The sequence below is a fragment of the Phenylobacterium sp. genome (assembly GCF_041691455.1).
GTDB lineage: Bacteria > Pseudomonadota > Alphaproteobacteria > Caulobacterales > Caulobacteraceae > Phenylobacterium.
This window is the reverse complement of record NZ_JBEPUO010000018.1, coordinates 17,104-40,524: the sequence shown is the minus strand read 5'-3', so window position 1 is coordinate 40,524 and position 23,421 is coordinate 17,104. Positions and strand designations below refer to the sequence as shown.

23 protein-coding genes, 3 tRNA genes and 2 pseudogenes are annotated in these 23,421 nt (G+C 68.2%); 11 read left to right on the top strand and 17 right to left on the bottom strand.

The window, feature by feature from the left end; translation table 11 throughout:
* On the top strand, positions 1–504 hold the full coding sequence (locus ACESMY_RS17360) for a GNAT family N-acetyltransferase (RefSeq protein WP_372785895.1): 504 nt from the start codon (positions 1–3) through the stop codon (positions 502–504).
* Here the strand turns inward: ACESMY_RS17360 and ACESMY_RS17355 are convergent.
* Positions 501–1,610, bottom strand: coding sequence for an amino acid ABC transporter substrate-binding protein (locus ACESMY_RS17355; protein ID WP_372785867.1), 1,110 nt, complete (start codon positions 1,608–1,610; stop codon positions 501–503). The two genes, ACESMY_RS17360 and ACESMY_RS17355, sit on opposite strands and share 4 nt — an antisense overlap.
* A gap of 83 nt (positions 1,611–1,693) precedes the next feature.
* Here ACESMY_RS17355 and metC point away from each other — a divergent pair, with 83 nt between their 5' ends.
* The 4 genes from metC to ACESMY_RS17335 all read left to right on the top strand — a co-directional run bounded on the left by metC (position 1,694) and on the right by ACESMY_RS17335 (position 5,222).
* The gene (gene metC / locus ACESMY_RS17350) at positions 1,694–2,887 is read left to right on the top strand and encodes a cystathionine beta-lyase (RefSeq protein ID WP_372785866.1); all 1,194 of its coding nucleotides are present in this window, start codon (positions 1,694–1,696) and stop codon (positions 2,885–2,887) included.
* A gap of 65 nt (positions 2,888–2,952) precedes the next feature.
* Entirely contained in the window at positions 2,953–3,960 is a 1,008-nt protein-coding gene (locus ACESMY_RS17345; RefSeq protein ID WP_372785865.1) for an SDR family oxidoreductase, read from the top strand.
* Positions 3,961–3,979: 19 nt separating this feature from the next.
* Entirely contained in the window at positions 3,980–4,831 is an 852-nt protein-coding gene (locus ACESMY_RS17340; protein ID WP_372785864.1) for a kinase, read from the top strand.
* A gap of 25 nt (positions 4,832–4,856) precedes the next feature.
* Entirely contained in the window at positions 4,857–5,222 is a 366-nt protein-coding gene (locus ACESMY_RS17335; protein WP_372785863.1) for a hypothetical protein, read from the top strand.
* A gap of 14 nt (positions 5,223–5,236) precedes the next feature.
* Here ACESMY_RS17335 and ACESMY_RS17330 read toward each other — a convergent pair.
* The 5 genes and pseudogenes from ACESMY_RS17330 to ACESMY_RS17310 form a co-directional block, all read right to left on the bottom strand.
* Positions 5,237–5,313: transfer RNA gene (locus tag ACESMY_RS17330), tRNA-Arg, on the bottom strand.
* 17 nt (positions 5,314–5,330) lie between these two features.
* Positions 5,331–5,636 carry an ETC complex I subunit gene (locus ACESMY_RS17325; protein WP_372785862.1) on the bottom strand — a complete coding sequence of 102 codons (306 nt, stop codon included), beginning with the start codon at positions 5,634–5,636 and terminating at the stop codon, positions 5,331–5,333.
* 33 nt (positions 5,637–5,669) lie between these two features.
* A tRNA-Pro gene (locus ACESMY_RS17320) sits at positions 5,670–5,746 on the bottom strand.
* A gap of 537 nt (positions 5,747–6,283) precedes the next feature.
* Positions 6,284–6,490 carry a hypothetical protein gene (locus ACESMY_RS17315; RefSeq protein WP_372785861.1) on the bottom strand — a complete coding sequence of 69 codons (207 nt, stop codon included), beginning with the start codon at positions 6,488–6,490 and terminating at the stop codon, positions 6,284–6,286.
* Positions 6,491–6,688: 198 nt separating this feature from the next.
* Positions 6,689–7,231, bottom strand: a pseudogene (locus ACESMY_RS17310) (GIY-YIG nuclease family protein); the annotation flags it as partial.
* A 16-nt stretch (positions 7,232–7,247) separates the two neighbouring features.
* Here ACESMY_RS17310 and ACESMY_RS17305 point away from each other — a divergent pair.
* The 3 genes from ACESMY_RS17305 to ACESMY_RS17295 all read left to right on the top strand — a co-directional run bounded on the left by ACESMY_RS17305 (position 7,248) and on the right by ACESMY_RS17295 (position 10,068).
* Positions 7,248–7,523: a glutathione S-transferase family protein gene (locus ACESMY_RS17305; protein ID WP_372785894.1), complete on the top strand. Its 276-nt coding sequence runs from the start codon at positions 7,248–7,250 to the stop codon at positions 7,521–7,523.
* Between the two features lie 126 nt (positions 7,524–7,649).
* On the top strand, positions 7,650–8,129 hold the full coding sequence (locus ACESMY_RS17300) for a response regulator (protein ID WP_372785860.1): 480 nt from the start codon (positions 7,650–7,652) through the stop codon (positions 8,127–8,129).
* 13 nt (positions 8,130–8,142) lie between these two features.
* Positions 8,143–10,068, top strand: a complete 1,926-nt coding sequence (locus ACESMY_RS17295; RefSeq protein WP_372785859.1) for a hypothetical protein — start codon at positions 8,143–8,145, stop codon at positions 10,066–10,068.
* Here the strand turns inward: ACESMY_RS17295 and ACESMY_RS17290 are convergent.
* The 5 genes from ACESMY_RS17290 to recJ all read right to left on the bottom strand — a co-directional run bounded on the left by ACESMY_RS17290 (position 10,043) and on the right by recJ (position 14,089).
* Positions 10,043–10,486, bottom strand: a complete 444-nt coding sequence (locus tag ACESMY_RS17290) for a PaaI family thioesterase (protein ID WP_372785858.1) — start codon at positions 10,484–10,486, stop codon at positions 10,043–10,045. The two genes, ACESMY_RS17295 and ACESMY_RS17290, sit on opposite strands and share 26 nt — an antisense overlap.
* Positions 10,483–11,277: a glutaminyl-peptide cyclotransferase gene (locus ACESMY_RS17285; RefSeq protein ID WP_372785857.1), complete on the bottom strand. Its 795-nt coding sequence runs from the start codon at positions 11,275–11,277 to the stop codon at positions 10,483–10,485. Before ACESMY_RS17285 ends, ACESMY_RS17290 begins: the two co-directional genes overlap by 4 nt.
* Positions 11,278–11,357: 80 nt before the next feature.
* On the bottom strand, positions 11,358–11,966 hold the full coding sequence (locus ACESMY_RS17280; RefSeq protein ID WP_372785856.1) for a cold-shock protein: 609 nt from the start codon (positions 11,964–11,966) through the stop codon (positions 11,358–11,360).
* A gap of 146 nt (positions 11,967–12,112) precedes the next feature.
* Positions 12,113–12,187 (bottom strand) — tRNA-Glu (locus ACESMY_RS17275).
* A 99-nt stretch (positions 12,188–12,286) separates the two neighbouring features.
* Complete coding sequence (gene recJ, locus ACESMY_RS17270) at positions 12,287–14,089, bottom strand: single-stranded-DNA-specific exonuclease RecJ (protein ID WP_372785855.1); 1,803 nt, start codon at positions 14,087–14,089, stop codon at positions 12,287–12,289.
* 322 nt (positions 14,090–14,411) lie between these two features.
* Here recJ and ACESMY_RS17265 point away from each other — a divergent pair.
* A pseudogene (locus ACESMY_RS17265) lies at positions 14,412–14,957 on the top strand (FIST N-terminal domain-containing protein); the annotation flags it as partial.
* A gap of 4 nt (positions 14,958–14,961) precedes the next feature.
* Here the strand turns inward: ACESMY_RS17265 and ACESMY_RS17260 are convergent.
* Positions 14,962–15,660, bottom strand: a complete 699-nt coding sequence (locus ACESMY_RS17260) for a VC0807 family protein (protein ID WP_372785854.1) — start codon at positions 15,658–15,660, stop codon at positions 14,962–14,964.
* Complete coding sequence (locus ACESMY_RS17255) at positions 15,657–16,496, bottom strand: SDR family oxidoreductase (protein ID WP_372785853.1); 840 nt, start codon at positions 16,494–16,496, stop codon at positions 15,657–15,659. The genes ACESMY_RS17260 and ACESMY_RS17255 overlap by 4 nt, the downstream gene beginning before the upstream one ends.
* A 59-nt stretch (positions 16,497–16,555) precedes the next feature.
* Here ACESMY_RS17255 and ACESMY_RS17250 point away from each other — a divergent pair, with 59 nt between their 5' ends.
* Positions 16,556–17,167: a TetR/AcrR family transcriptional regulator gene (locus ACESMY_RS17250; protein ID WP_372785852.1), complete on the top strand. Its 612-nt coding sequence runs from the start codon at positions 16,556–16,558 to the stop codon at positions 17,165–17,167.
* A 16-nt stretch (positions 17,168–17,183) separates the two neighbouring features.
* Here ACESMY_RS17250 and glpX read toward each other — a convergent pair whose 3' ends face one another.
* From glpX to ACESMY_RS17230, 4 genes are all read right to left on the bottom strand, one after another.
* Positions 17,184–18,137: a class II fructose-bisphosphatase gene (gene glpX / locus ACESMY_RS17245; RefSeq protein ID WP_372785851.1), complete on the bottom strand. Its 954-nt coding sequence runs from the start codon at positions 18,135–18,137 to the stop codon at positions 17,184–17,186.
* Between the two features lie 39 nt (positions 18,138–18,176).
* Positions 18,177–19,469 carry a homoserine dehydrogenase gene (locus tag ACESMY_RS17240; protein ID WP_372785850.1) on the bottom strand — a complete coding sequence of 431 codons (1,293 nt, stop codon included), beginning with the start codon at positions 19,467–19,469 and terminating at the stop codon, positions 18,177–18,179.
* A complete protein-coding gene (locus tag ACESMY_RS17235; RefSeq protein WP_372785849.1) occupies positions 19,466–20,686 on the bottom strand; it encodes an LL-diaminopimelate aminotransferase in 1,221 nt (406 codons plus the stop codon). Before ACESMY_RS17235 ends, ACESMY_RS17240 begins: the two co-directional genes overlap by 4 nt.
* Before the next feature lie 125 nt (positions 20,687–20,811).
* Positions 20,812–21,246: a hypothetical protein gene (locus ACESMY_RS17230; protein WP_372785848.1), complete on the bottom strand. Its 435-nt coding sequence runs from the start codon at positions 21,244–21,246 to the stop codon at positions 20,812–20,814.
* A 101-nt stretch (positions 21,247–21,347) separates the two neighbouring features.
* On the opposite strand from ACESMY_RS17230, the gene phaC reads away from it, so the two are divergent.
* Positions 21,348–23,333, top strand: a complete 1,986-nt coding sequence (phaC, locus tag ACESMY_RS17225; protein WP_372785847.1) for a class I poly(R)-hydroxyalkanoic acid synthase — start codon at positions 21,348–21,350, stop codon at positions 23,331–23,333.
* Positions 23,334–23,421 lie beyond the last annotated feature (88 nt).

Below are 23,421 nucleotides of genomic sequence, written 5' to 3'. Positions count from 1 at the left end.
ATCGAAATCCGCCTCGCCCGCCTCTCCGACATCGCCCTGCTGCCAGAGATCGAACGGTCCGCCGGCCGCGCCTTTCTGGGGTCCAGCCAAGCCGCTGTCTCGAGCGACACGGTTTCGCCGGCCAGCTACTACCGGCCGCTCATCCCTGAGGGTCGGGTCTGGGTGGCGACCGAGGACGGCAAACCCTTCGGTTTCGCCTGTGTCGAAGCCTTCGAGGACGCCCTGCACCTCTGGGAAGTGGCCGTGCGGCTCGACGCCCAGAAGCGCGGCGCGGGCCGCGCCCTGGTCATGGCCGTCGCCGCCGACGCCCGGGCGAGGCGCCTTCCGGCCGTGACCCTGACCACGTTCCGCGACATCGCCTGGAACGGGCCGTTCTATGCGGGGCTCGGCTTCGTCGAGGTCCCGCAGGCGCAGGCCAATCCGCGGCTGGCCGCTCTGCCGGCGCATGAGGCCGCGCTCGGCCTCGACGTCGCCAACCGCTGCATCATGCGGCTCGCGCTCTAGCGCAGCGGCGGGGCGTAGAGCAGCCCGGGCTTTGGCGCGTTCCAAAGGGCGTTCAGGCCGCGGTCCAGCTTCAGCGGCGAGCCCGCGCCGATGTCGCGGCCGAAGATCTCGTGATAGGCGCCGACCTGGCGGATCACCTGGAAGGCCCAGTCCTTCGAGAGGCCCAGCATGGCGCCGTAGTCGCCCTCGACGCCGAGCAGCCGCCGCGTCTGCGGGTCCACCGCGGTCTCGCGCGCCTGGCTGACCGTCTTGGAGGTCAGGCCCAGCTCCTCGCCGAGGATCATGGCGTAGACCGTCCAGCGGACGATGTCGGCCCAGGCGGCGTCGTTCTGGCGCACGACCGGCCCCAGTGGCTCCTTGGAGATCACGTCGGGCAGGATCACGTGCGCGCCGGGGTTGTTGAGCACCGAGCGCGATCCGGCGAGCGCCGAGATGTCGGCGGTGAAGACGTCGCAGCCGTCGGTTTCGTAGAGCCGGCGCGCTTCGGCCTCGGAGGCGACCACCACGGGCTTGTAGTTGAGGCCCCGCGCCCGGAAGAAATCGGCGAGGTTGGCCTCGCTGGCGGTGCCGGCCTGCACGCAGATGCGCGCGCCGGAGAGTTCCTGGGCGCTGGTCAGGCCGAGCGCCTTGGGCGCCAGGAACCCCTGACCGTCGAAATAGGTGGTCGCGGCGAAGTCGAGGCCCAGGCCCGCATCGCGGGAGAACGACCAGGAGGTGTTCCGCGACAGGATGTCGATCTCGCCCTTCTGCAGGGCGCTGAACCGGTCCTGGGCGCTGATCGGGGTGAAGCGCACTCTGCTCGCATCGCCCAGCACGGCGGCGGCGACCGCCCGGCAGATATCGACGTCGAAACCGCGCCAGGTCCCCCGGATGTCCGGATAGGCGAAGCCCGGCAGCCCGGGGTTCACGCCGCAGGCGACGTAGCCGCGCTTGCGCACGGCGGCCAGCACCTTGCTGGGGGTGGCCTTGTAGTGGGCTTCGGCGGGGGTCGCGGCCTTGCCGGCGGGCGCAGCCGCCGGCGCGGGCTTGGAGGCGTCATTGCAACCGGCCAGGCCCCAAAGGAGCCCCGCCGTCAGAAACGTCGCCGCGGCCAGCCGCCGGATCATCCGTGCTCCTTGAAAGAGCCCACCCTCGGGCCCTAAGTGCGCCGAGGCACTCTCGCCCGGCAGACTAGGCCATCGCAACCCGAATGCCTGCACCCAAAGGCCCCCGTTCCGACAGCCGGGAGGAAACCCGCCTGATCCGCGCCGGCGGCGCCACGGAGTTGCAGGCCAAGACCGTCGGGCCGCCGATCCAGAAGGGCTCGACGGTACTGTTGCCCAACGCCGCCAGCCTCTATGACGACGCGAGCCAGCTTACCTACGGCCGCCAGGGCCTATCCGCCCAGTTCGCCCTGCGCGAGGCGCTGGCGGAGCTGGAGAACGCCAAGGGCGTCACCCTCTATCCGTCGGGCCTGGCCGCGCTCACCGGCGCGCTACTGACCGTGCTCAAGACCGGCGACGAGGTGCTGGTCACCGACGCCGTCTACAAGCCCACCCGCCGGTTCTGCGATCACGTCTTGAAGCGCTTCGGCGTCGCGGTCCGCTACTTCGATCCGCAGGCGACGCCCGAGGCCCTGGTCGGCGGCGCATCGGACGCCGTGCGGATGATCCTGATGGAATCGCCCGGCTCGCTCAGCTTCGAGATGCAGGACATGGCGGGGGTGGCGAAACTGGCGCGCGCCCGCGGCATCCTGACCGTCGCCGACAACACCTGGGGCGCGGGCTACCTCTACAAGCCCCTGGACCACGGCGTGGACATCGCGCTGCAGGCGCTCACCAAATACGTGGGCGGCCACTCCGACATCTTCATGGGCTCGGCCGCGGCGAACGATCCGGCGCTTGTCCACGCCCTCGAAGACGGCATCCACAACGTCGGCTGGGCCGTGGCAGGCGAGGACGCCTACCAGATGCTGCGTGGCCTGCGGACGCTCCCCACCCGCCTGGCGCGGCATGGCGCGAGCAGCTTGGCGGTCGCGGTCTGGCTGCGCGAGCAACCCGCCGTCGGCGAGGTTCTCCACCCCGGCCTTCCCGGCGCGCCTGGCCATGAGCTCTGGGCCCGCGACTATACCGGCGCCTGCGGGCTCTTCGCCTTCGCCCTCAAGCCCGGCCCGGAGGCGGCGGTGAACGCCTTCCTGGACGCGCTGACCCTCTTCGGCCTGGGCTTCTCCTGGGGCGGGTTCGAGAGCCTGGCGGTCTCCTGCGACCCGCAGCTCAGGATCCGCAAGATCAAGCGCGACTACGGCGGGCCCCTCATCCGGCTGCACATCGGCCTGGAGCACCCCGACGACCTTATCGCCGACCTGGACCGCGCGCTGGCGGTGTATGCCGCCCATCGGTCCTAGGCCGGGAACCAGTATCCCCTTCGTCGATTGCTGGATCAGGTCCAGCAGTTCGAAGGAAATCGATCATGAGCAGCACCGGCGCCGACGGCGAATTCCGAGGCGAGGCCGCGCGCGCCGCGGAACAGGAACGCAAGATCCAGAGTGAGATCGACGCGAAGGAGGGCCGTTCCTTCAAGCCGCCGGAAGACGATGAAAAGCCGATGCAAGCCGGCGCGCGCCTGTACCCCGCCCCGCCCTTCCCCAAGCAGCACCTCGAAAAGCCCGGACTGGAGGCCGACCTGGAGCTCAAGCCCTTGTGGGACGCGCCCTACTACAAGGGCTCCGGCAAGCTTGAGGGCAAGGTGGCGCTGATCACCGGCGCTGACTCCGGCATCGGCCGCGCCGTCGCCGTGATGTTCGCCCGCGAGGGCGCGGACGTCGCCATCGCCTATCTCGATGAGGACGAGGACGCCGAACTGACCAAGGCCGCCGTCGAGAAGGAGGGCCGCCGCGCCATCCTGATCCCGGGCGACGTCGCCGAGGCGAAATTCGCCGAGGCCGCCGTCCAGCGAACGGTGAAGGAGCTCGGCAAGCTCGACGTCCTGGTCAACAACGCCGCCTTCCAGGAGCATGTGGAGGACTTCGAGGACCTCACCGAAGAGCACTTCGACCGGACCCTGAAGACCAATCTGTACGGCTATTTCTTCATGGCCAAGGCCGCCGTGCCACACATGGCGCCCGGCTCGGCGATCGTCATGACCGGCTCGGTCACCGGCCTCTTGGGCAACAAGGACCTGCTCGACTACTCGATGACCAAGGGCGGCATCCACGCCTTCACCCGCTCGCTCGCCACGCACCTGATCCCCAAGGGCATCCGGGTGAACGCGGTCGCGCCGGGACCGGTCTGGACGCCGCTCAATCCGGCCGACAAGAACCCCGAAAGCGCGTCGAAATTCGGCGGTGGCACGCCGATGAAGCGTCCGGCCCAGCCGGAAGAGTTGGCGCCGGCCTACGTCTTCCTCGCCTCGCCGCAGACGTCGAGCTACATCACCGGCGAGATCCTGCCGGTGATCGGCGGCTATAGCGGGGGCTGATCCCCCTCAAGGGGTTTGAGTGGACGACGCCGGGCTGGACCGCTTCATCGCCGAGGAAGGCCTTCCCGAGACGTTCCGCCGGACCGTGGAGCTGGTCTGCGAGCCCCTGGCCGCACGCGCCCAGCGCCGCCGCATCGACCGCAAACGCTGCGCGGTGATCGGACTTTGCGGCGCCCAGGGCTCGGGCAAGACCACCATCGCCGGATACGCCGTGCGGCTACTCGAAGAGCGTGGCCTGCGCGCCATCGCGCTGTCGCTGGACGACTTCTACATGACCCGCGACGCCCGCCAGCGCCTGGCCAGGGAGGTCCATCCGCTGCTCGCCGTCCGCGGGCCGCCCGGCACCCACGACGTCGGCATGGCCGGCACGGCGATCGACCAGTTGCGCTCGAAGGGCAAGGTCTCGCTCCCCCGCTTCGACAAAGCCACCGACAACCGCGCGCCGCGCGGGACCTGGCAGACCGTCGCCTCGCCGGTCGATGTGATCATCCTGGAAGGCTGGTGCGTCGGCGCGGTGAGCCAGGGCCGCGCGGCGCTGGCGACACCGGTCAACGACCTGGAGCGCGACGAGGACCCGCAAGGGATCTGGCGCGGCTACGTCAACGATCAGCTCGACGGCCCCTACCAGGCGTTGTTCGCGCGCCTGCACGACCTGATCCTCTTGGAGGCGCCGAGCTTCAAGGTGGTCGCCGGCTGGCGCGCCGAACAGGAGGCGAAACTCCGCGCGACCGGCGCCGGCGGCATGAGCGAGACCGAAATCGCCCGTTTCGTCGCCCACTACGAGCGGCTCACGCGCTGGATCCTCGCAGAAATGCCCGGCCGCGCCGACTGGGTGGTGACGCTCGATGAAACGCGCCTGCCATATTCGTGAAACGCCGATCGGCTTAAGCTGCGGCATGCGCAAACTCGCTGTCCTGCTGGCCGCCGCCCTCGCCGTCGCGGGGTCCGCCGCCGCCCAGACCCCCTCGCCAGCCCTCCCACCGGCGAAGGCCAAGGTGCTTGAGGGCGTCACGGTGACCGGCAAGCGGCCCCAGACCAAACCCTGCAAGCCGCGCGACGCCGGCTGCGTCGCCATGGTCGTGGCCGAGCTGAAGACCCGCTATCCCGAGAAGCTCGGGGTCTGGTGCATGCAGCAGACCAACATCGCCATGGACCGGGCCGTCCACGCCGACTGGTACGGCACCAGCGGCTTGCCCCCTTCGACCGCCGGCACAAGCGTGGCGAAGGTGGTGCAGCAGGCCTGTGCGCCGGACAAGAAGTAGCCGGCCGCCGCGCCTGGCGCGCCCTGCAGGACTCGAACCTGCAACCGCTCGCTTAGAAGGCGAGTGCTCTATCCGGTTGAGCTAAGGGCGCCCGACCAGCGGCAGGGCTTAGTGCGTCCACGGGACCTTGCGGCCGAAGGCGAAGTTGTCGGCATAGGCCTTGATGATCCGTTTCGCCGGGTGGGGATCGATCATCTGGAAGGCGATGCCGTGCTGATCGGCGTAGCGCACGGCCTCTTCCTTGGTCTCGAAGGTCAGGCGCACCTGGCCCTCGGTGTCCGCCGTCTGGGTCCAGCCCATCAGCGGGTCCTGGCGTCTGGCGTCGCTGGGCTCGAACTCCAGCACCCAGCCGGTGGACTTGCCCCGGCCCGACTGCATGGCGGTTTTGGACGGTCGGAAGATGCGCGCGAGCATGGACGAACCCTTGGAACCTCTTTTTGCCGGCGATGGTCGGGGCGGCAGGATTTGAACCTGCGACCCTCTGCTCCCAAAGCAGATGCGCTACCAGGCTGCGCTACGCCCCGATTCTTCAAGTCTTTCAACACCAACCCGGAGGCCGCCGGCAAGAAGCCTCAGGAAGGTCACGACGCCGTTCCACCTCAGGTGCCACCCAGATAAAACGCGCAGCGCGGCCCAAAATCTGGACGAACCTGACTCGAACCACCTGCCTTCGAATAGGATCGAACGCAGGTGGGATCGAGCTAGGTCGCACCCTCAGGCGCGATGCCGCCTGCTGATAGCTTCATCCGCGCAAGACGCCAAGCTACTGCCGCCGCCAGCCTAGCCGTTCAGTCTGTAATCCAGGCGCAACTCCCGGCGCTTGTGGCGAGCATCAATGGTGTTGGTTGCGATCGCCGACGTCATGAACGCGTTCAACTCTGAAAGTTGATAGCGAGGGTCACGTCCCATCGCGCACGAGTATCGAGGACCGACGTTTCGGTATCGCCACTTTGCCAATGTCGACGGCTCCACGCCGAGATATTCGGCAGCCTCCTTTGACGGCAGCCAACGGTCTAATTGGGCTGGCGACGTCACCACGGGTGGGGTTCGAACAAGTGTCATCACGAGACGCGCTCCATCTCCGTTTGCAATCGAGCCTTGCGCATATGGAGGTAAAGCGTGATTTCGAGCGCGAAGTCGACAGCTTCGCGGCTCCGGTCAAAGCACCTCCGCTGTGCTTGACCGTTTTCATCGGTCCAGTCCACACTCCACGAATGCCACATCTCGCCATTCGGCAGCATCCACACTCTCGGATTCAACACGATCATATATATATCCCTTCAACTAGACAGCGAATCAGGCGCTGTTAGCCTCGGGATGCATCGACCGAGCCAATATCTATTCGAGTCATCTTATCGGAAAAGCTTCGCTAATCAACATAACGTCGTTCTGAAACGATTGCCGGGATTGACGTCAATCAACCCAGCCGGGCCTGCGAATGCCAGGAACGACGGCACTCAGGGCCGCTAAAAAACCCGCGCCGGAGTCGCCCTCACTGGGCTCACCACGCCATATATCCGGTCGTGCCGCGCCAATCCCGGACCAACCATGCCGATCTCGGACGAGCGTTTGTTCCGTTTTGGGAAATGGGCGTCTCGTGCGGCAACGAGCCGGCGTGCGTATGGAGCTGTCCGCCGCCGGTCTATGTTGAGCGGACTCGGTTCGGAAAATAGAATTGCTTCCTCTTCCTTGAAGGCGCGTGACGTCTCCATCACACCCAGCAAGGCGTTGGCGCACAGCCAGTCGGTAAGCTCGGCCTCGCCCGGCACCGAGTCCTGAGGTCCAATCGCCGCTTTCCTAATTGCGCCGACCTCAAGCTCAATTGCCAACAACGTCCTTCGAAGGGTCGACGACCAGGCGTCCCCGGCAAGATGCTGTTTTATTCTTGGGCCCCAGGTAGCGCTCGCGCCGGTGTAGAGGTGGAAATGGTCTCCAATCCGTCCAGGCACCGGAGCGGAGACGTCAAAGTAGCCGCTGGTTTCCATGAGGCGGTCACCCTGCCGAATGAAGACAACGTAGACCGCCCTGCATCCAGCGCGGCGTCAGGGGCTCGAACACGCGCGGAAGATCTATGCCCAGGCGGACGCGCGGCTGGGGCCGCACGACTGGGCGGTGGGCGACCTCTATTCGGTCGCTGACATCCACCTCTTCCGGCTGTTCTGGCGGTTCTTCAACGCGCTGAAGCCACCGGCCAAGGATTTCCCCAACCTCATGCGCCTGCACGACCGCATGCTCGAACGGCCTGCGGTGCAGCGCACCCTCGATGCGGAGGCGGCGGCCGGCTACGAGCTGCTCGCCTAGCCCCGCCCGCGCGCGCCGCTTGTGATCTGGGGAGCGGCAACCTGGAACTGAATCGACGATCGGTGGGTTTTTATAGCGAATATGTCCCGTTGGGGGGAGCTTGGTATGAGCAACGAGGCCCTGGATATGAAGACCCCGGCGCCGCGAGCAGATGACATCTACGTCGAGGCTATATCGCCGGCGACGACGCCAGAGCCGCGAGGATGGGGTTACTTGGCAGGCCAGCGCGTGCTGGTCATCGACGACGACGCGGACCTGTTGAACCTGATGAGAGAGGCCTTCGAAGAGGAAGGCGCGATCGTCAGCACGGCCGTCGACGGGTTGCAGGGGCTGCGCGCCTTCGCGGCGGAGCCCACAGACCTGATCGTGACCGACATCATCATGCCCACGCGCGAGGGTATCGAGACGATCATCGAGCTCAAGCGGCTATCGCCGTCGGTCAAGATCCTGGCGATCTCGGGGGGCGGCCGGATCAACGGCGACGATTTCCTTGAGCTCGCCAAATCGTTCGGGGCCGAAGCGACTCTGGGCAAGCCCTTCCGGCTGAATGACCTGATCGCGCTCGCCCACGCCATCCTGTCATCGCCACCATCCGCCCCCGCTTGACCGCCCGGCGGCCATGGAGCGGCTGACGTCCGACAATCTGAGCAACCTGCTCGACAGGTTCGGACCGACCATCGCGCACGGAGCCGTCAACCTCCTCAGTGTGGAGGCCGTCCGCGACAGGTCCGGCGATCGATGGTCCCGCAAGCGCGAGCAGGTGGAGGCCTTCGTGGAACGGGCCTTCGCGCGGATCGCGGGCGTGGACGTGCTCATCGTGGCGCTGAACGATACTGAGTTCCTCAGCATCCAGCCCGGCTCGGACCGCCAAAAGGCATTGAACCTGAGCTTCCACGTCCTGCAGGAGACCCTGACCTTCTTCCTGGGTGAGGCGCGGCGGGAAGACATGCGCATGTTTCAGGTCACCGGGTTCAGTGGCGGCGAACTGCAGGTCGAACTTCTCCAGGGCGCGAGTTTCAGCGAGCTGGCCGACGCAGCCAACGTGCGGGAGGCCGCCTGCACGGACAAGGCCGAGACCCCCGGCGGCGTCGCCCCGCCGATGTCCGACATCCCTCCGCGGGCCGAACGGGCGGCCAAGCTCGAGATCATGGGGGAGGATCCGATCCTCGCGACCTATGCGATAGAGCCCATCTGGAACATCGCCCAACAGGTGGTCACGGCCTACCACCTAAGGCCAACGCTGAACCGGGACGAAGCCGGCGAGCCGGTGGATGCGCGGGAGCTTTCCCCCAGGGCGGCCGAACGGCTCGTCCTGGCCGGCCTCGAACACGCGGTCAGCGAGGGCCTCGAGCGCGGCGCCCGCTTTGCAATCCATGTCGACGTCCCCTTCCAGGGACTCACCGCTTCACGCGCTCTCTACGGCCTCCTCCACCGGCTGCGCGAGCTGCCCGATGAGGTGAGGCGGATGATCGTCCTCGATCTGACGGGTCTGGAGGAAGGACTCCCGCATAGCCGGATGGCGGAGCAGGTTGCGGCGCTCGCTCCGGCCTGCCGGGCGGTCCTCGCGCGCGCGCCATCCCTCACCGCCGCCCTGGGCGAGTGGCGGTATTGCCGTCTCGCCGGCATCAGCCTCGACTGCAGCGACTTCGACGCGAGCGATCCGACCTATCACGCCCGTATGGCCGCTTTCGCGGACCACGCCTCGACGGTGACGAAGACGATCATCGGCTACGAACTGCGGGCTCGCAGCCTGACACTGGCCGCCTGGGCGGCCGGCTTCACCCACGTGACCGGCGTGGCGGCGCGCCGGCACATCGCCAAGCCCCTCTCCGTGCGGTGGAGCGCGACTGACCTCTACGCCGACGTCGGCGCCACGCCGATCCCGTCGCCCCGGGCGCCCACCCCGCCGGTCGAGTGGCGTGATCCGGCGTTGATCCCCTGGCTTGACGCCCTGGACGGTGTCGCCTGGATGATGGACGCCGCCTATGACGTGGTCGCGGTGGGGGGCACGGACTACGCCGCCGAAACCGATCCCCGCGACCTGTTCGCGCCGTCCCCCAAGGGATCGGAGGTCGACGCCTATCGCCGCGCGCTGCACCATTCGGTGCTGGACGGCCGCCGCGCCGGCTTGAGTTTTCATCACCGCCGCGACCTGCCCGGCAGGACCCGTACACAGCGCACGTCGCTCGCCCGCATCGCTCTTCCCGATCGCTATCCGATGGTCCTCTATCAGTCGCGGACGTTGGAGGAGGCCACCCGCTCTCCGCTATCCCTGCTGGAGCCGGACCGGATCATCGAGAATCCCGGCTCGCCCCCCCGGCGGTCCGTCGTCTCGATGTGCGCCCTATGCCAGAAGTTCGCCTGGCCGCCCGGGGCCGAACTCGCGGCTGGCGAGCTCGTCCCCGGCGAAATCTATCTCCAGCGTGGCGGGACCGCCGACGTCGGCGTGGTCCAGGGCGTCTGCCGCGCTTGCCGGGGGACGATCGGGGCTTCCGCGCGGCCCGCGCCGGCGAAGCCGCTCAGCCGTCGCGGGTCATCAGCTTGAAGACCCCGGAGCAGCGCACCACGTCGTGGCCGCCGACATAGGCGCGGCCCTCGGCGAAGGCGACCTCGCGGGTGGCCCGGGTCAGCTTAGCCTCCCCCATCACCCACTCGCCGACGCGGGCCATGTGCAGGAAGTCGATGGAAAGGTGGATGGTGACCGCCCGCTTGCCGGTCCCGCGCCAGACGGCGCCGGCCAGGACCCCGTCCATGAAGGCCGAGAGCATGCCGCCATGCACGAGGCCCAGGCCGTTGGCGTGGCGCTTCACGGCGAAGAAGGCCTGCTCGGCCATCGGCCCGTCCCCGGGCCGGTAGAAATAGGGTCCGTTGAGGGTCGAAAAGCCGCCTCGCCCTTCGGACGGGACATAGCCCTCCGGCGGCGTCGGGGCCGCTTCGCCGTCAGCCAGCTCTCCGCGCCTCATCGCGCCGCCCCTTTCGGCGGGGTCAGGCGGATCTCGTAGAGGTGCGGCCAGTTCTTGCCGGTGATGAACAGCCGGTCGTGTTCCTGATCATAGGCGATGCCGTTCAGGACGGCGTCCGCGTCGGCCGGCCGCGCCGTCTCTGGGATGCCGGTAAGGTCGATCCAGGCCTTCACCGCGCCGGTCCTGGGATCGATGCGCGCGATCTGGTTGGTCTGCCAGATATTGGCCAGGATCTCGCCCTTCACCCACTCCAGCTCATTGAGGTTGAAGACCGGCTGGCCATCGGCCGTCACCTTGATCCGGCGGATCTCGCGGAAGGTGACGGGATCGAGCACGCGCAGGCTCGGCGTGCCGTCGCTCATGATCAGATGCTGGCCATCCTGGGTCAGGGCCCACCCCTCGCCCGGGTAGTGGAAGGTCGCCTTGCGCGCGAAGCTGTTCAGGTCCCACCGGAAGCCGACCTGGCTGCGCCAGGTCAGGCTGATGATCTGCCCACCCCAGTTGACGATTCCCTCGCCGAAAAGGTTCGGCGCGATCGACTGCGACTTGAGGACCGCGCCATCCTTCAGGCGCACCTTGCGGATCGTCGAACGCCCCTCGATCCCCGTGCTCTCGTAGAGCAGGCCGTGCAGGTAGAAGAGGCCCTCGGTGTAGGCCTGATCGTCGTGGGGATAGACCGCCATGACCCGATAGCCCTGGATCGGGACCGCCGCTTCGGCCGCGCCGGAACTCAGGGCCAGGACCAGGCACGCGGCGAAGGCCCGAAGGCGCGGATGACAGGAAGACGACAAGCCACGCTCCTCGGCTGGGACGAGGCTATCCTTTGCGGCAGGCGATGCAGGCAGGCAAGACCGCCTTGCCGCGGCCGGGCCTAGTCGTGGTCGGGAAGTTCGATCTCGGCGACCACCAGGCCCTTGGGGCCCTCGGCGAAGCGGACCATGACGTCATCGCCCGGCTGGAGGTCTTCCATGCCCGAGCGGCGCAGGGTCTCGATGTGGACGAAGATGTCGCCCGGCTCGACGTCCCGCACCACGAAGCCGTAGCCCTTGGTGCGGTTGAACCACTTCACCTTGGCCCGCTCCAGCGGGCCGGAGGCGGCCGGCGGCCGGCGGGGCGGCGGACGGTTGGCGAAGTCGCCGCGCAGGAAGGATTCCCGGTCGTTGCGGAAGCCGCCTTCGCGCGGGCGGCGCTCAGCGGCCGGCGGGGCGGCGCTCTCGTCGATCTCCACGACCTCGGCGACCTGCCAGCCCTTGGGGCGGCGGACCACGTCGCAGGTGATGATGGAGCCTTCGAGCGCGTGCTCGCGTCCGGAGCTGCGCAGGCTCGTCACGTGCAGCAAGACGTCCTTGAGGTCCGTCTGGCTCGGATCGTCCGGGACGATGAATCCATAGCCCTTGCCCGCGTCGAACCACTTGACGCGACCGCTGATCCTTACGGCTTCTGCCGCAGAATCCACCTGCTCGAACTCGTAACCAGCCATCTGCCCCTCGGCCCGTTACTCTCCGAATACCGACTTCGGTTTGAGCCAACTATAACACTGTTCTGGTAACTCGACGCGCGTCAACGCGTAAAATGCACGCCTCAGGGGAGGAAATGTCGGATGGCCGACAGAAAGCGGGAATCGCCTGGCAGTCCCTAGGGGAGTCGAACCCCTCTCTCCAGGTTGAAAACCTGGCGTCCTAACCGATAGACGAAGGGACCGCGTGGCGCGAGGGCGGCTCTATATCCGCCTTCCCGAGGGGGTGCAAGACACCCGGCCCGCATGGCGCAAGGCCGTGCGGCTCAGGGCCTTAGTCCGCCTCAGGCCCGGCGGGGATCGGCGACGTCCTCGATCTCGAATTCGACGCCCTGACGGCCCTGCCAATCGTCGGGCTTCAGGCGGCCCGCCACATGCACCGCGCCGCCTTCGGTCATCAGCCGGCGGCCGGCCTCCGAGCCCTCGACGCGCCAGGCGACAGCCTTCAGCTTGCCGCCCGAGCCGTCGGTCAGGGTGCAGCGGACATGGCCGCCGCGAAGGGCCATCGGCCGCTCGACGCGGACATCGGCGGCGGCGAAGGTCGGCTCGACGTTCCCGGGGCCGAAGGGGGCCATCCGCTGGAAGTCCTGCCAAAGCGCCCGGTCGCAGCCGCGGGTGGTGACCAGCGCGTCGATCTCCAGAGCATCGGCCGCCGTGGCGATCTCGCTCTCGGCCGCCAGACGCTCGCAGAGGAAGGCGCGCAGCTCCGGGATCGTGTCCGGCCGCACCGACAGGCCCGCGGCCATGGCGTGGCCGCCGCCCGCCAGCAGCAGCCCTTCGTCATAGGCCGCCTGGACCGCCCGGCCGAGGTTGACCCCCGGCTGGGAGCGACCGGAGCCCTTGCCGACGTTGGCGGCGCGGTCGACGCCGACTACGACCACCGGCTTGCGGTACTTCTCACGCAGGCGCCCAGCGACGATGCCGATCACGCCCGGATGCCAGTCGTCGGCGGCGACCAGCAGCATCGAGGCCTCGCCCTGGTTGCTCTCGCTTTCGATATGGGCGATCGCGGCCTCGGTGACCTCGCGCTCGACCTCCTTGCGCGAAGCGTTGAGCGTGTCGAGTTCTTCGGCGAGCCCCCTCGCCTCCTCCGCGTCGTCCGTCGAAAGCAGCCGCGCGCCCAGGTCGGCGCGGCCGATCCGGCCGCCGGCGTTGATCCGCGGGCCCAGGATGAAGCCGACGTCGAAGACCGACGCCGGGCCGTCAGCGCGCTTGGCGACCTCCGCCAGCGCCTTCAGGCCCGGATTACGCCAGGCCGACATCACCTTCAGGCCCTGAGCCGCCAGCGCCCGGTTGAAGCCCCTGAGCTCGGTCACGTCGCAGATCGCGCCCATGGCGGCGAGATCGAGCCACTGGCGCAGGTCCGGCTCCGGACGCTCACCGAACAGGCCACGCTTGCGCGCCTCGCGATTGAGCGCCGCCAGCAGGACGAATGTGACGCCCGCCGCCGCCAGATGGCCCTGGCCCGAGACGCAGTCAGGCCGGTTGGGGTTCACCAGGGCCGCCACGTGCGGGATGCCCTCGCCGCGCATCAGGTGGTGGTCGATCACCACGACCTCGAGGCCGATCTCGGTGGCGCAGGCGAGCGCATCGTGGGCGGCGGCGCCGCAATCGACGGTGATCACCAGCTCGGCTCCCTCGGCCTTCAGCCGGCGAAAAGCGGCGGGCGATGGGCCATAGCCTTCGAGGATGCGGTCGGGGACATAGATCGGCAGGTCATGGCCTAGCGCGCGGAACCAGCGGACCAGCTGGGCGGCCGAAGAGGCGCCGTCCACGTCATAGTCGGCGAACACCACCAGGGGCCGCTTGCGTTCAAGGGCGTCCACCAGGATCTCGGCGGCGCGATCCATGTCGCTGAAAGTCGACGGGTCGGGGAAGAGCGCCTTCAGCGTCGGGTTGAGGTAGGTCTCGCCCTGCTCGGCCAGCACGCCGCGGGCCGCGAGCGCCCGGGCCAGGGGCTCGGAGAGGCTGTGGCTCAGCTGATGGCGGCGCACCAGCTCCGCGTCGGCCGCCCGTTCCCGCCAGAGGCGCCCGGAGAGCGAGCGCGTGACGCCGAGATAGCCGAGTTGGGCGCTGCCGTCCGCCAATTGCCGCTCCTCGATCTCCAAGCCCGCACTATCGGCCGCCGACGCGCGAGTCGCCAGCTACACGCGACGGAGATAGCCGCACGGCGGCGTCAGAAGCGGACGCATGTGACGCCGGCAGCCGCTGCGGCGAGGTGTCGCGGCGGTTGGGCCGAGCCGCGGCTGAGGGGCATTCTTAACGTCGCCGTGGTGCGGTTTTTGAGACTCTGGGGATTTTCTACGCCACCGAAAATCACGCGACCGACCCGCTGATCTCCAGCGCCCGCGCACTGGTCCCCGGAACCCCCATTCTCGCTGGTGTTGCCAGCCGCCTGGACGGGAGGAAGCCGTCCTGGCCGGCATCCAGTCGGTGATCGGCCGGCACACCCCAATCGTCGGGGGCAGTTCGGCGGACGAACAGATCGCGGGCAAGTGGCGGGAATTCTCGACGGACGGCGTCATGGCCGACCCTCTGGTGGTGTCGGCGTGGTTCCCGACGCTCGCCCGCGGCGCGGCCTTCCAAAGCGGCTATGCCCCCACCGAGCGCACCGGCACGGTGACGCGGGCGAGCGACCGCCAGGTCCTGGAGATCGACGGACGCCCCGCAGCCGAGGTCTACAGCGACTGGACCGATGGCGACGTGCCGTCCGGCCAGAGCGGCATGATCCTCGCCAAGAGCACGCCGACGCCGCTCGGCCGGCTGGCCGGCGAACTGGATGGGGTCCCGATGTTCCTACTGTCGCGCCCGGCGATCATCGGGCTGGACGGCGACCTGGCGCTGTTCACCGATATCGCCGAGGGCGACCAGATCGTCCTGATGCGCGGCTCCCCGGAATCCCTCGTCAAGCGCGCACGACGGGCGGACGGCCCGATCGCGGTCCGGTCGGCCTGACGCCCTAGATCGGCCGTTCAGGCGGCCCGCGCGGGCGCTCCGCCGCCTCCGCCCGGGCCTCGGCCAGGTTCTTCTCGCGCGGCACGTACCAGATCGTCCAGGCGGTCAGCAGCCCGATGGTCGCGTAGCTGATTGGCCCGCTGATCAGCATGAATAGCTTGATCGAGACGACGAACACCAGGACGCAGTTGAGTCCCGAGGCGGCCAGGAGGCCGACCGCCCAGGCGAGCGTGGTGATGGTCAGGGCTCTGCGGAAACCAGGATCGGTCCGTAGCGCCTCGAACGCCGCCACGCGGTCAGGCGCGGCCCGCCGCGTGCCCGCCCGGGCCAGCTGATAGATCAACGGCTTGCCGATCGCAGCCGAGCCCAGGAAGATCAGCCCGACCAGACCGGTCACCAGGTTCTCGCGCAACTGCAGGAACTTTACCCCGCCGCCACCGGCGAAGGCCAGCAGCGATAGGGCGATGCCGGTCAGCACGAGAATGGCGATGGCGTCGACCTTCCGCTGGCGAATGAACTCGACGACCGACCAGAGGATCGGGGGACCGGACGCGGCCATCAGCGCCCGGACGTCGCCGATGGCGCCGCGCAACGAGCTGTAGATCAGGAACGGCAGGAGGAAGTTGATGGCTACCTCCAGTCCGGCCTTCAGCCCGTGGGCGCGGGCGTAAGCGAGGATCTTCGTCAGTCTCGATTGGGTCATGAGGAACGCACTCCGCGCGCCAAGCGCTCGGCGCCGCCATCTACAAAAAGAACCTGACCGGTCATCATCGAGTTCTCCGGGCTGACGCACCAGGCGAGCGCCGCGGCGGCCTCCTTGGGACGTCCGGGAAACGCGCCGCGCATCGGCGTCATCTGCGCCGCCTGTGCGCGCAGGGTCTCGTCCGAGAGGATGTAGGCGGCCGCGGGGGTGTCGAAGAAGCCGAGCGCCACGACGTTCAGCGGGACCCCGGCGCCGGCCCACGGCGGCGCGATCGCCGCCCGTTGGCACCACGCGTTCAGGGCATGTTTGGCGGTGCTGTAGAGCGCCAAGCCATCACTGGCCGAGATCATGCCGCTCGACAGAGCCGTCGCCGCGGGCTCGTCCAAGCTGAGACAGGCTTCGAGCAGCGCGGGCTCCGGCGGCCGCAGGGAGGCGATCGACGACACCACCACGGCGCGCGGCGCGGGACTCGTCTCCAGGAGGGAATGCAGGCCCTCGAGCGTCGCCACCGCGCCGAAGAAATTCAACGCCAGACTGGTTTCCGCAGGCCCGCCCCCGGCATTGGCTACGATGGCGTCGATCCGACCGCCGGTCAGCCGCGTCACGCCCTCCGCCAAGGCCGCGCGGCCTTCGTTGGTGGCCAGATCAGCAATGACCTCGGCCTCGTGCAGGTCGCTGCCGATGACCCGGCCGCCGCGCTCACGTAGATAGCGCACCGTCGCGGCTCCGATGCCTGAGGCGGCGCCGGTGACGACATAGGTTCGATCCATGAGCATCTTCGGAGCTTGCGTTCGTCGGTCACAATCCGTACCGTACCGTTCGGTTCGGTACTGCAAGCCGAGCCCGGATGCAAGAGGCTTCGGCAAGCTGCGGCGATGCGGTTAGAGAGGACGAGATGAGCGGATCAGCCGAAAACCCGGCCAAGACCGAGCGACGCCGGGAAATCCTCGACGCCGCCTTCGTGGAATTCTCCGCCAAGGGCTATGCCGGCGCGAGCATGGCGGCGATCGCCCGTAGCGCGCGGGCGTCCAAGGAGACCCTCTACGCCTGGTTCGAAAACAAGGAGAGCCTGTTCAACACGGTGTTCGCCTCACGGCTCGACGCCATGGTCAGCCGGGTAGAGGTCGTCGCCGAAATCGAGTCGTCGCCCCGGAACGTCCTGCCGGTCGTCGCCGAGGACGTTATCCGGTTCATGCTGACGATCTCGCCGCTCTACCAGGCGATGGGGCCCGGCGAGCCCAGCGACAAAGCCCTGCGGCTGGTCGGCCGGACCATCGCCGAGGAGCGCAAGCGGTTCGTGAACTACCTCCTGCGCTGTCGCGACAATGGAGACATCGCCTTCGACGACGATCCGTTCGAGATCGTGTCGCTGTTCGTTGCCATGGCCGAGGGTGAATGGAGCCAGCGGCTCGCCACCGGGCTGATCGACGAGATCACCGACGAGATGATCAAGACCCACGCCCAGCTGGTTACGCGGATCTTCCTCAAGGGGCTCGCGCCGGCGTAGCGCAGGCCGCCCTCCCCTAGATCGGCCGCTTCATCCGCACTTCGCGCGCGGTCCGGGTCGCGGAGTTGAGCACCAAGGTGTGGGTGTGGACGAAGCCGCCCTCCACCTTCACCCCATCCAACAAGGCGCCGTTGGTGACCCCGGTGGCCGCAAAGATCGCGTCGGCGCGGACCATCTCGTGCAGGTCGTACTTCTTGTCGAAATCGGTGATGCCGACGCGGGCGGCGCGGGCCTTCTCGTCGGCGTTGCGGAACACCAGGCGGCCCTGGAACTGGCCGCCGACGCATTTCAGCGCCGCGCAGGCCAGGACACCTTCCGGCGCGCCGCCGGAGCCCACATACATGTCGACGCCGGTCGTGGGGTCGGCGGTGTTCATGACGCCCGCCACGTCGCCGTCGGTGATCAGATGGACCCGCGCGCCGACGGCGCGGAGGCCGGCGATGATCTCGGTGTGGCGCGGGCGGTCCAGCACGCAGACGGTGATCTCTGAGGGCTCGACGCCCTTGGCCTTGGCCAGCGCCTTGACGTTGTCGGCCGGGCTCTTGTCCAGGTCGATGACGCCGGCCGGATAGCCCGGCCCGCAGGCGATCTTGTCCATGTAGGTGTCGGGCGCGTTCAGCATGGTGCCCTTGGGCGCCCAGGCCATCACGGCCAGCGCGTTGGCCATGGCCTTGGCGGTGAGCGTGGTGCCTTCCAGCGGGTCCAGCGCGATATCGATCTTGTGCTTGCCGCCCTTGCCCACCTTTTCGCCGATGTAGAGCATGGGGGCCTCGTCGCGCTCGCCCTCGCCGATGACGATCTCGCCGTCGATGTCGAGGTCGTTCAGCGCCGTGCGCATGGCGTCGACCGCGGCCTGGTCGGCTTCCTTCTCGTCGCCTCGGCCGACCAGTTTCCAGGCGGCGATGGCGGCGATCTCGGTGACGCGGACCGCGTCCAGCACGAGGCTGCGGTCCAGGATTTGCGAACTCATCTCTTCAGCGTCTCCGGCCAAGTCTTTTCTTGGTTTGAATTAGATGCGCGCGATGCGTAGCAGGCGTGGGCGGTCGAGCACAGCCGAGAGACCGGCGATACGCTCGATCGCCGCTTTCAGCACGGATTCGGCCACCGCGTGGGTGGTGAGCACGATCGGCACGCCCTGGGCGTTCTCCACGGGCTTCTGGAGGAAGCTCTCGATCGAGACGCCGGCCTCGGCGAGGGTTTCGGAGACCGCGGCGATCACCCCGGGCTCGTCCTTCACCGACAGACGCAGATAGGCGCGGCCGATGCTCTTCGACGGATCGACCGGCGTGAACGGCTGCAACTGGCCGGCCGGCGCCTGGAAAACCGGTCGCACTGCGCCGGTCATCACATCGGCGATGTCGGCGGCGACGGCGGCAGCCGTGGGCCCCGCGCCCGCGCCCGGCCCCTGGACGAAGATGCGCCCGATGCGGGCGCCCTCGATGAAGAGCGCGTTGAGCGCGCCGCCGGCCTGGGCCAGCGGATGGGCGAGCGGGGCGAGCGAGGGATGCACCCGCACCAGCACGCCATCCGGCGAGCGGTCCGCGGAGGCCACCAGCTTGATCCGGTAGCCGAGGTCGCGGGCGAGTTGGATGTCCAGCAGGTCGACGCCCTCGATGCCCTCGATCTCGGCCGCCGCGTAGTTCGGGGCGCAGCCGAAGGCCAGGGCCGCCAGGATGGAGATCTTGTGGGCCGCGTCGAAGCCGCCGACGTCCATGGTCGGATCGGCCTCGGCGTAGCCCAGCCGCTGGGCCTCGGCGAGCACGTCGGCGAAGGACCGGCCGGTCGCCTCCATCTCGGTCAGGATGTAGTTGCAGGTGCCGTTCAGGATGCCGGCCACCGACTTGATCTCGTCGCCGACCATGGCCTCGCGCATGATCTTCACGGCCGGCACGCCGCCCATGACCGCGGCCTCGAACAGCAGCGGCGCGCCCTTGGCCTCGGCGAGCGCGGCGAGCTCCGCCCCGTGCTCGGCGATCAGCGCCTTGTTGGCGGTGACCACGGGCTTGCCGGCGGCGAGCGCCGCCTCCACCGCGGCCTTGGCCGGCCCATCCGAGCCGCCGATCAGCTCGACGAAGACGTCGACGTCCGGAGAGGTCGCCAGCGCCACGGGATCGTCGAACCAGGGCAGGCCTGCGATATCGAACGGGCGCGGCCGTGAGCGCGAGCGGGCCGAGACACCGGTCACCGACGCAACGCCGCCGGCCGGCGCGAAATCCGGCCGTTCGGACAGGAACTTGAGTAGGCCCGCGCCCACCGTCCCCAGGCCCGCGACGCCGACGCGCCAGGTTCTTTGTCCGGTCATTGGGCCGCCAGGGTGTTGTGGGCGCGCGCCAGGATCTCGTCGGACTGGCTGAGGAACTTCTTCACGTTGCGGGCCGCCTGACGGATGCGGTGTTCGTTTTCGACCAGGCCGACGCGCACGAAGCCCTCGCCATATTCGCCGAAGCCGACGCCAGGCGCCACAGCGACGCCCGCCTCCTCGATCAGGAGCTTGGAGAACAGCAACGACCCCGCCTCCTTGAACTGCTCAGGCACCGGCGCCCAAGCGAACATCGAGGCCGAGGGCGACGGGATATCCCAACCGGCCCGTTTCATCGATTCCACCAGCACGTCGCGGCGCGACTTGTAGATGGCGCGGATATCATCGACGCAGTCCTGCGGCCCGTTCAGCGCCGCGGCCGCCGCCACCTGGATCGGGGTGTAGGCGCCGTAGTCGAGGTAGGACTTCACGCGGGCCAGGGCCGCGCAGATCCGCTCGTTGCCGACCACCATGCCGACCCGCCAGCCGGCCATGGCGTAGGTCTTGGAGAGCGAATTGACCTCGACGGCGATGTCCTTGGCGCCCTCGACCTGCAAGACGCTCGGCGGCGGGTTGTCGTCGAAATAGATCTCCGAATAGGCGATGTCGGAGATCACCAGCATCTCGTGCTTCTTCGCAAGCGCGATGGCGTCCCTGTAGAAGTCGAGGTCGACACACTGGGCAGTCGGGTTCGAGGGATAGGAGAGGATCAGCACGGTGGGCGGCGGCGCCGAGTGCTTCACCGCGCGGCTGACACCCGCCAGATAGTCCTCGGGCGAGAGCGCCGGCACGTGGCGGATCACGCCGCCGGCCATGATGAAGCCGTAGGCGTGGATCGGATAGGCCGGGTTGGGACAGACGATCACGTCGCCGGGCGCGGTCAGCGCCTGGGCGAGGTTGGCGAATCCCTCCTTGGAGCCGAGCGTCGCGATCACCTCGGTGTCGGGGTTGAGCTTCACGCCGAAGCGGCGGTTGTAGTAGCCGGCCATGGCGCGCCGCAGGCCAACGATTCCCTTGGAGGCCGAATAGCGGCCGGCCTTGGGATCGCGGGCGGTCTCGACCAGCTTGTCGACGATATGCTTCGGGGTCGGCATGTCGGGGTTGCCCATGCCGAAGTCGATGATGTCCGTACCCTGGGCGCGCAGGCGCGCCTTGATGCGGTTGACCTCCTCGAGGACGTAGGGCGGGAGGCGTCGGATGCGGTGGAAATCGGGGGTCATGTCGAAGGTCTTGCGCCGCGAGATGCCCGGTTGCGGCTTTCATCGGAGGTGAATTAGGGACGGGATAGACTCCGGGCCGGAGCCAGCCAAGCCATGGTTCGATGAATTTTCTGCCTCCGCGGGGCCTATCTCTTGACCGGCGGAGGCGGTGTAGCTCGCTTGCGCTGGTCCCTGGCGAAGGCGTCGGTGTCCGCCTGCGCAGGCGGCGCGATCTCCGGTCCCGCGCCGGCCTTCACGTCGGCGGCGAAGGTCTCGGTATTGTTGAGGGTCCAGGTGTCGTCGCCGGTGGCCTTGACCAGGTCGGCCTTGGTCTGCTCGATCTCGGCCGCGGCCCGGCCATACTGCCTATGCGGCCGCACGTCCTTGGGGACCGGCGGGATGCCGGCGAAGGTCGGATAGGGCGCGTCGGACCGCACGCTCTTGGCGACTTCGGCGGCCACCGGCGAGCGCGGATCGACCTTGGCGTCCTCAAACGGATTGCCGACGCAGCCGCAGAGCATGGCGCAGCCGCCGACTCCCGCCAGGAGCAGTGCAGCCCGCCGGGTTCCGCGGGCGTTCACAAAAAGGCTCGACCGAACATTCATTTTCCGGTCCGGTCTTATGCGATGATCGAGACAGGCGAAAGGGCGCGCGCGCCCTTTCGCCGCCGGAGGAACCACCGATGAGCGGGCAAACCTCGCCGACCAAGGCCGCAAAGGGCTCCAAGGCCAAGAAGGGCGACGCCAAGTCCGGCAAGAAAGCCGCGGCCAAGGCCAACGGCAAGACCAAGGTGAAGCCCGTGGCCGAGGAACGGGCTGCGTTCGCCGAGCCGCAGATCGCGGCCCCGCCCCCGCCGGTCTTCACCATGCCGGGCCTCGACATTCCGGCCATGACGACCGACCAGCGGGCCCAGGTCGAGAAGCTGTCGATGAACCTCGCCCGCGCCGCGCTCACAGCCCAGGGCGCGATCGCCGAAATGGCCCTGCGCCAGGCCGACCGGCCCGCGGCCCTGTCGCCCGACCCGTTCCACGTGGCTCCGGCGCTCACCGAGGTGATGGGCCGCCTCGCCGCCCAGCCTGACCGGCTGATGCGCGCCCAGGCTGACCTCTTCGCCCGCTACCTCGACCTTTGGCAGTCGACCGCCCGGCGGATGGGCGGCGAGAGGCCGGATCCGGTCGCCGCGCCGGCCCGCGGCGACAAGCGGTTCGCCGATCCCGACTGGGCCGAGAACCCGGTCTTCGACGTGATCAAGCAGTCCTACCTGCTGACCGCCAACTGGATGAACGGCCTGGTCGCCGAGGTGGACGACGTCGATCCGATGACCAAGCGGCGCGTCGAGTTCTTCATGAAGATGCTCACCGACGCCTTTTCGCCTTCCAACTTCCTGGCCTCCAACCCCGCGGCCCTGCGCGAGGTGATGGCGACCGGCGGCGAGAGCCTGGTGCGCGGCATGGAGAACTTCGCCGCCGACCTCGACCGCGGCGGCGGGCAGCTCTCCATCGCCCAGACCGACTATGAGATGTTCAAGATCGGCGAGAACGTCGCGACCGCCCCCGGCAAGGTCGTGTTCCGCAACGAAATCATCGAGCTGTTGCAATTTTCTCCGACGACGGAGAGCGTCTGCGAGATCCCGCTGGTGATCTTCCCGCCGTGGATCAACAAGTTCTACATCCTCGACCTGCGTCCCGAAAACTCGATGATCCGCTGGCTCTCCGCCCAGGGGATCACGGTCTTCGTGGCCTCGTGGGTGAACCCGACCGCCGAGCTCGCCGACCGCACCTTCGAAGACTACATGCGCGAGGGCATCTACGCCGGAACCCAGGCGGCGATGGACCAGTGCGGCGTCGATCAGGTGAACACGGTCGGCTACTGCATCGGCGGCACCCTGCTCTCCTCGACGCTCGCCCACATGGCGGCCAAGAACGACAAGCGGATCGCCTCGGCCACCTTCTTCGCCGCCCAGCAGGACTTCTCGGAAGCCGGCGACCTGCTGCTGTTCACCAACGAGGACTGGCTGGCCGACCTCGAGAAGAAGATGGACGAAGGCGGCGGGGTGCTTTCCGGCCAGACCATGGCCGACACCTTCAATGCGCTGCGCGCCAACGACCTGATCTGGTCGTTCTTCGTGAACAACTACCTGCTCGGCAAGGAGCCCAAGCCCTTCGACCTGCTGTTCTGGAACTCCGACCAGACGCGGATGCCGAAGACGCTGCACATGTACTATCTGCGCAAATTTTACGGCGAGAACGCGCTGGCGAAGGGCGATCTCGTCCTCGACAACGTGAAGCTGGACCTCGGCAAGGTGAAGACGCCGATCTACGTCCAGTCGTCGAAGGAAGACCACATCGCGCCCGCCCGCTCGGTCTACAAGGGCGCGCGGCTGTTCGGCGGACCGGTGACCTTCACGCTGGCAGGTTCGGGCCACATCGCCGGTGTGATCAATGCGCCGGTCGCGGGCAAGTACCAGCACTGGACGAACGACCAGCTCCCCGCGAGCCTGGACGCCTGGCAGGCCGACGCCACGGAGACGCCCGGCTCCTGGTGGCCGCACTGGATCGCCTGGCTGAAGGGCAAATCCGGAAAGCAGGTCCCGGCCCGCGACCCCGCCAAGGGCAAGCTGAAACCGCTCGGCGACGCGCCGGGGACCTACGTCAAAGTCCGGAGTTAGCCTTCCCTCCTCGAGACGGAGAGGGACGCCGATGTTACTAAGGTTTAATGCCAGCTACCTTGCACCGCCTAGTACCTTGCGATAGGTC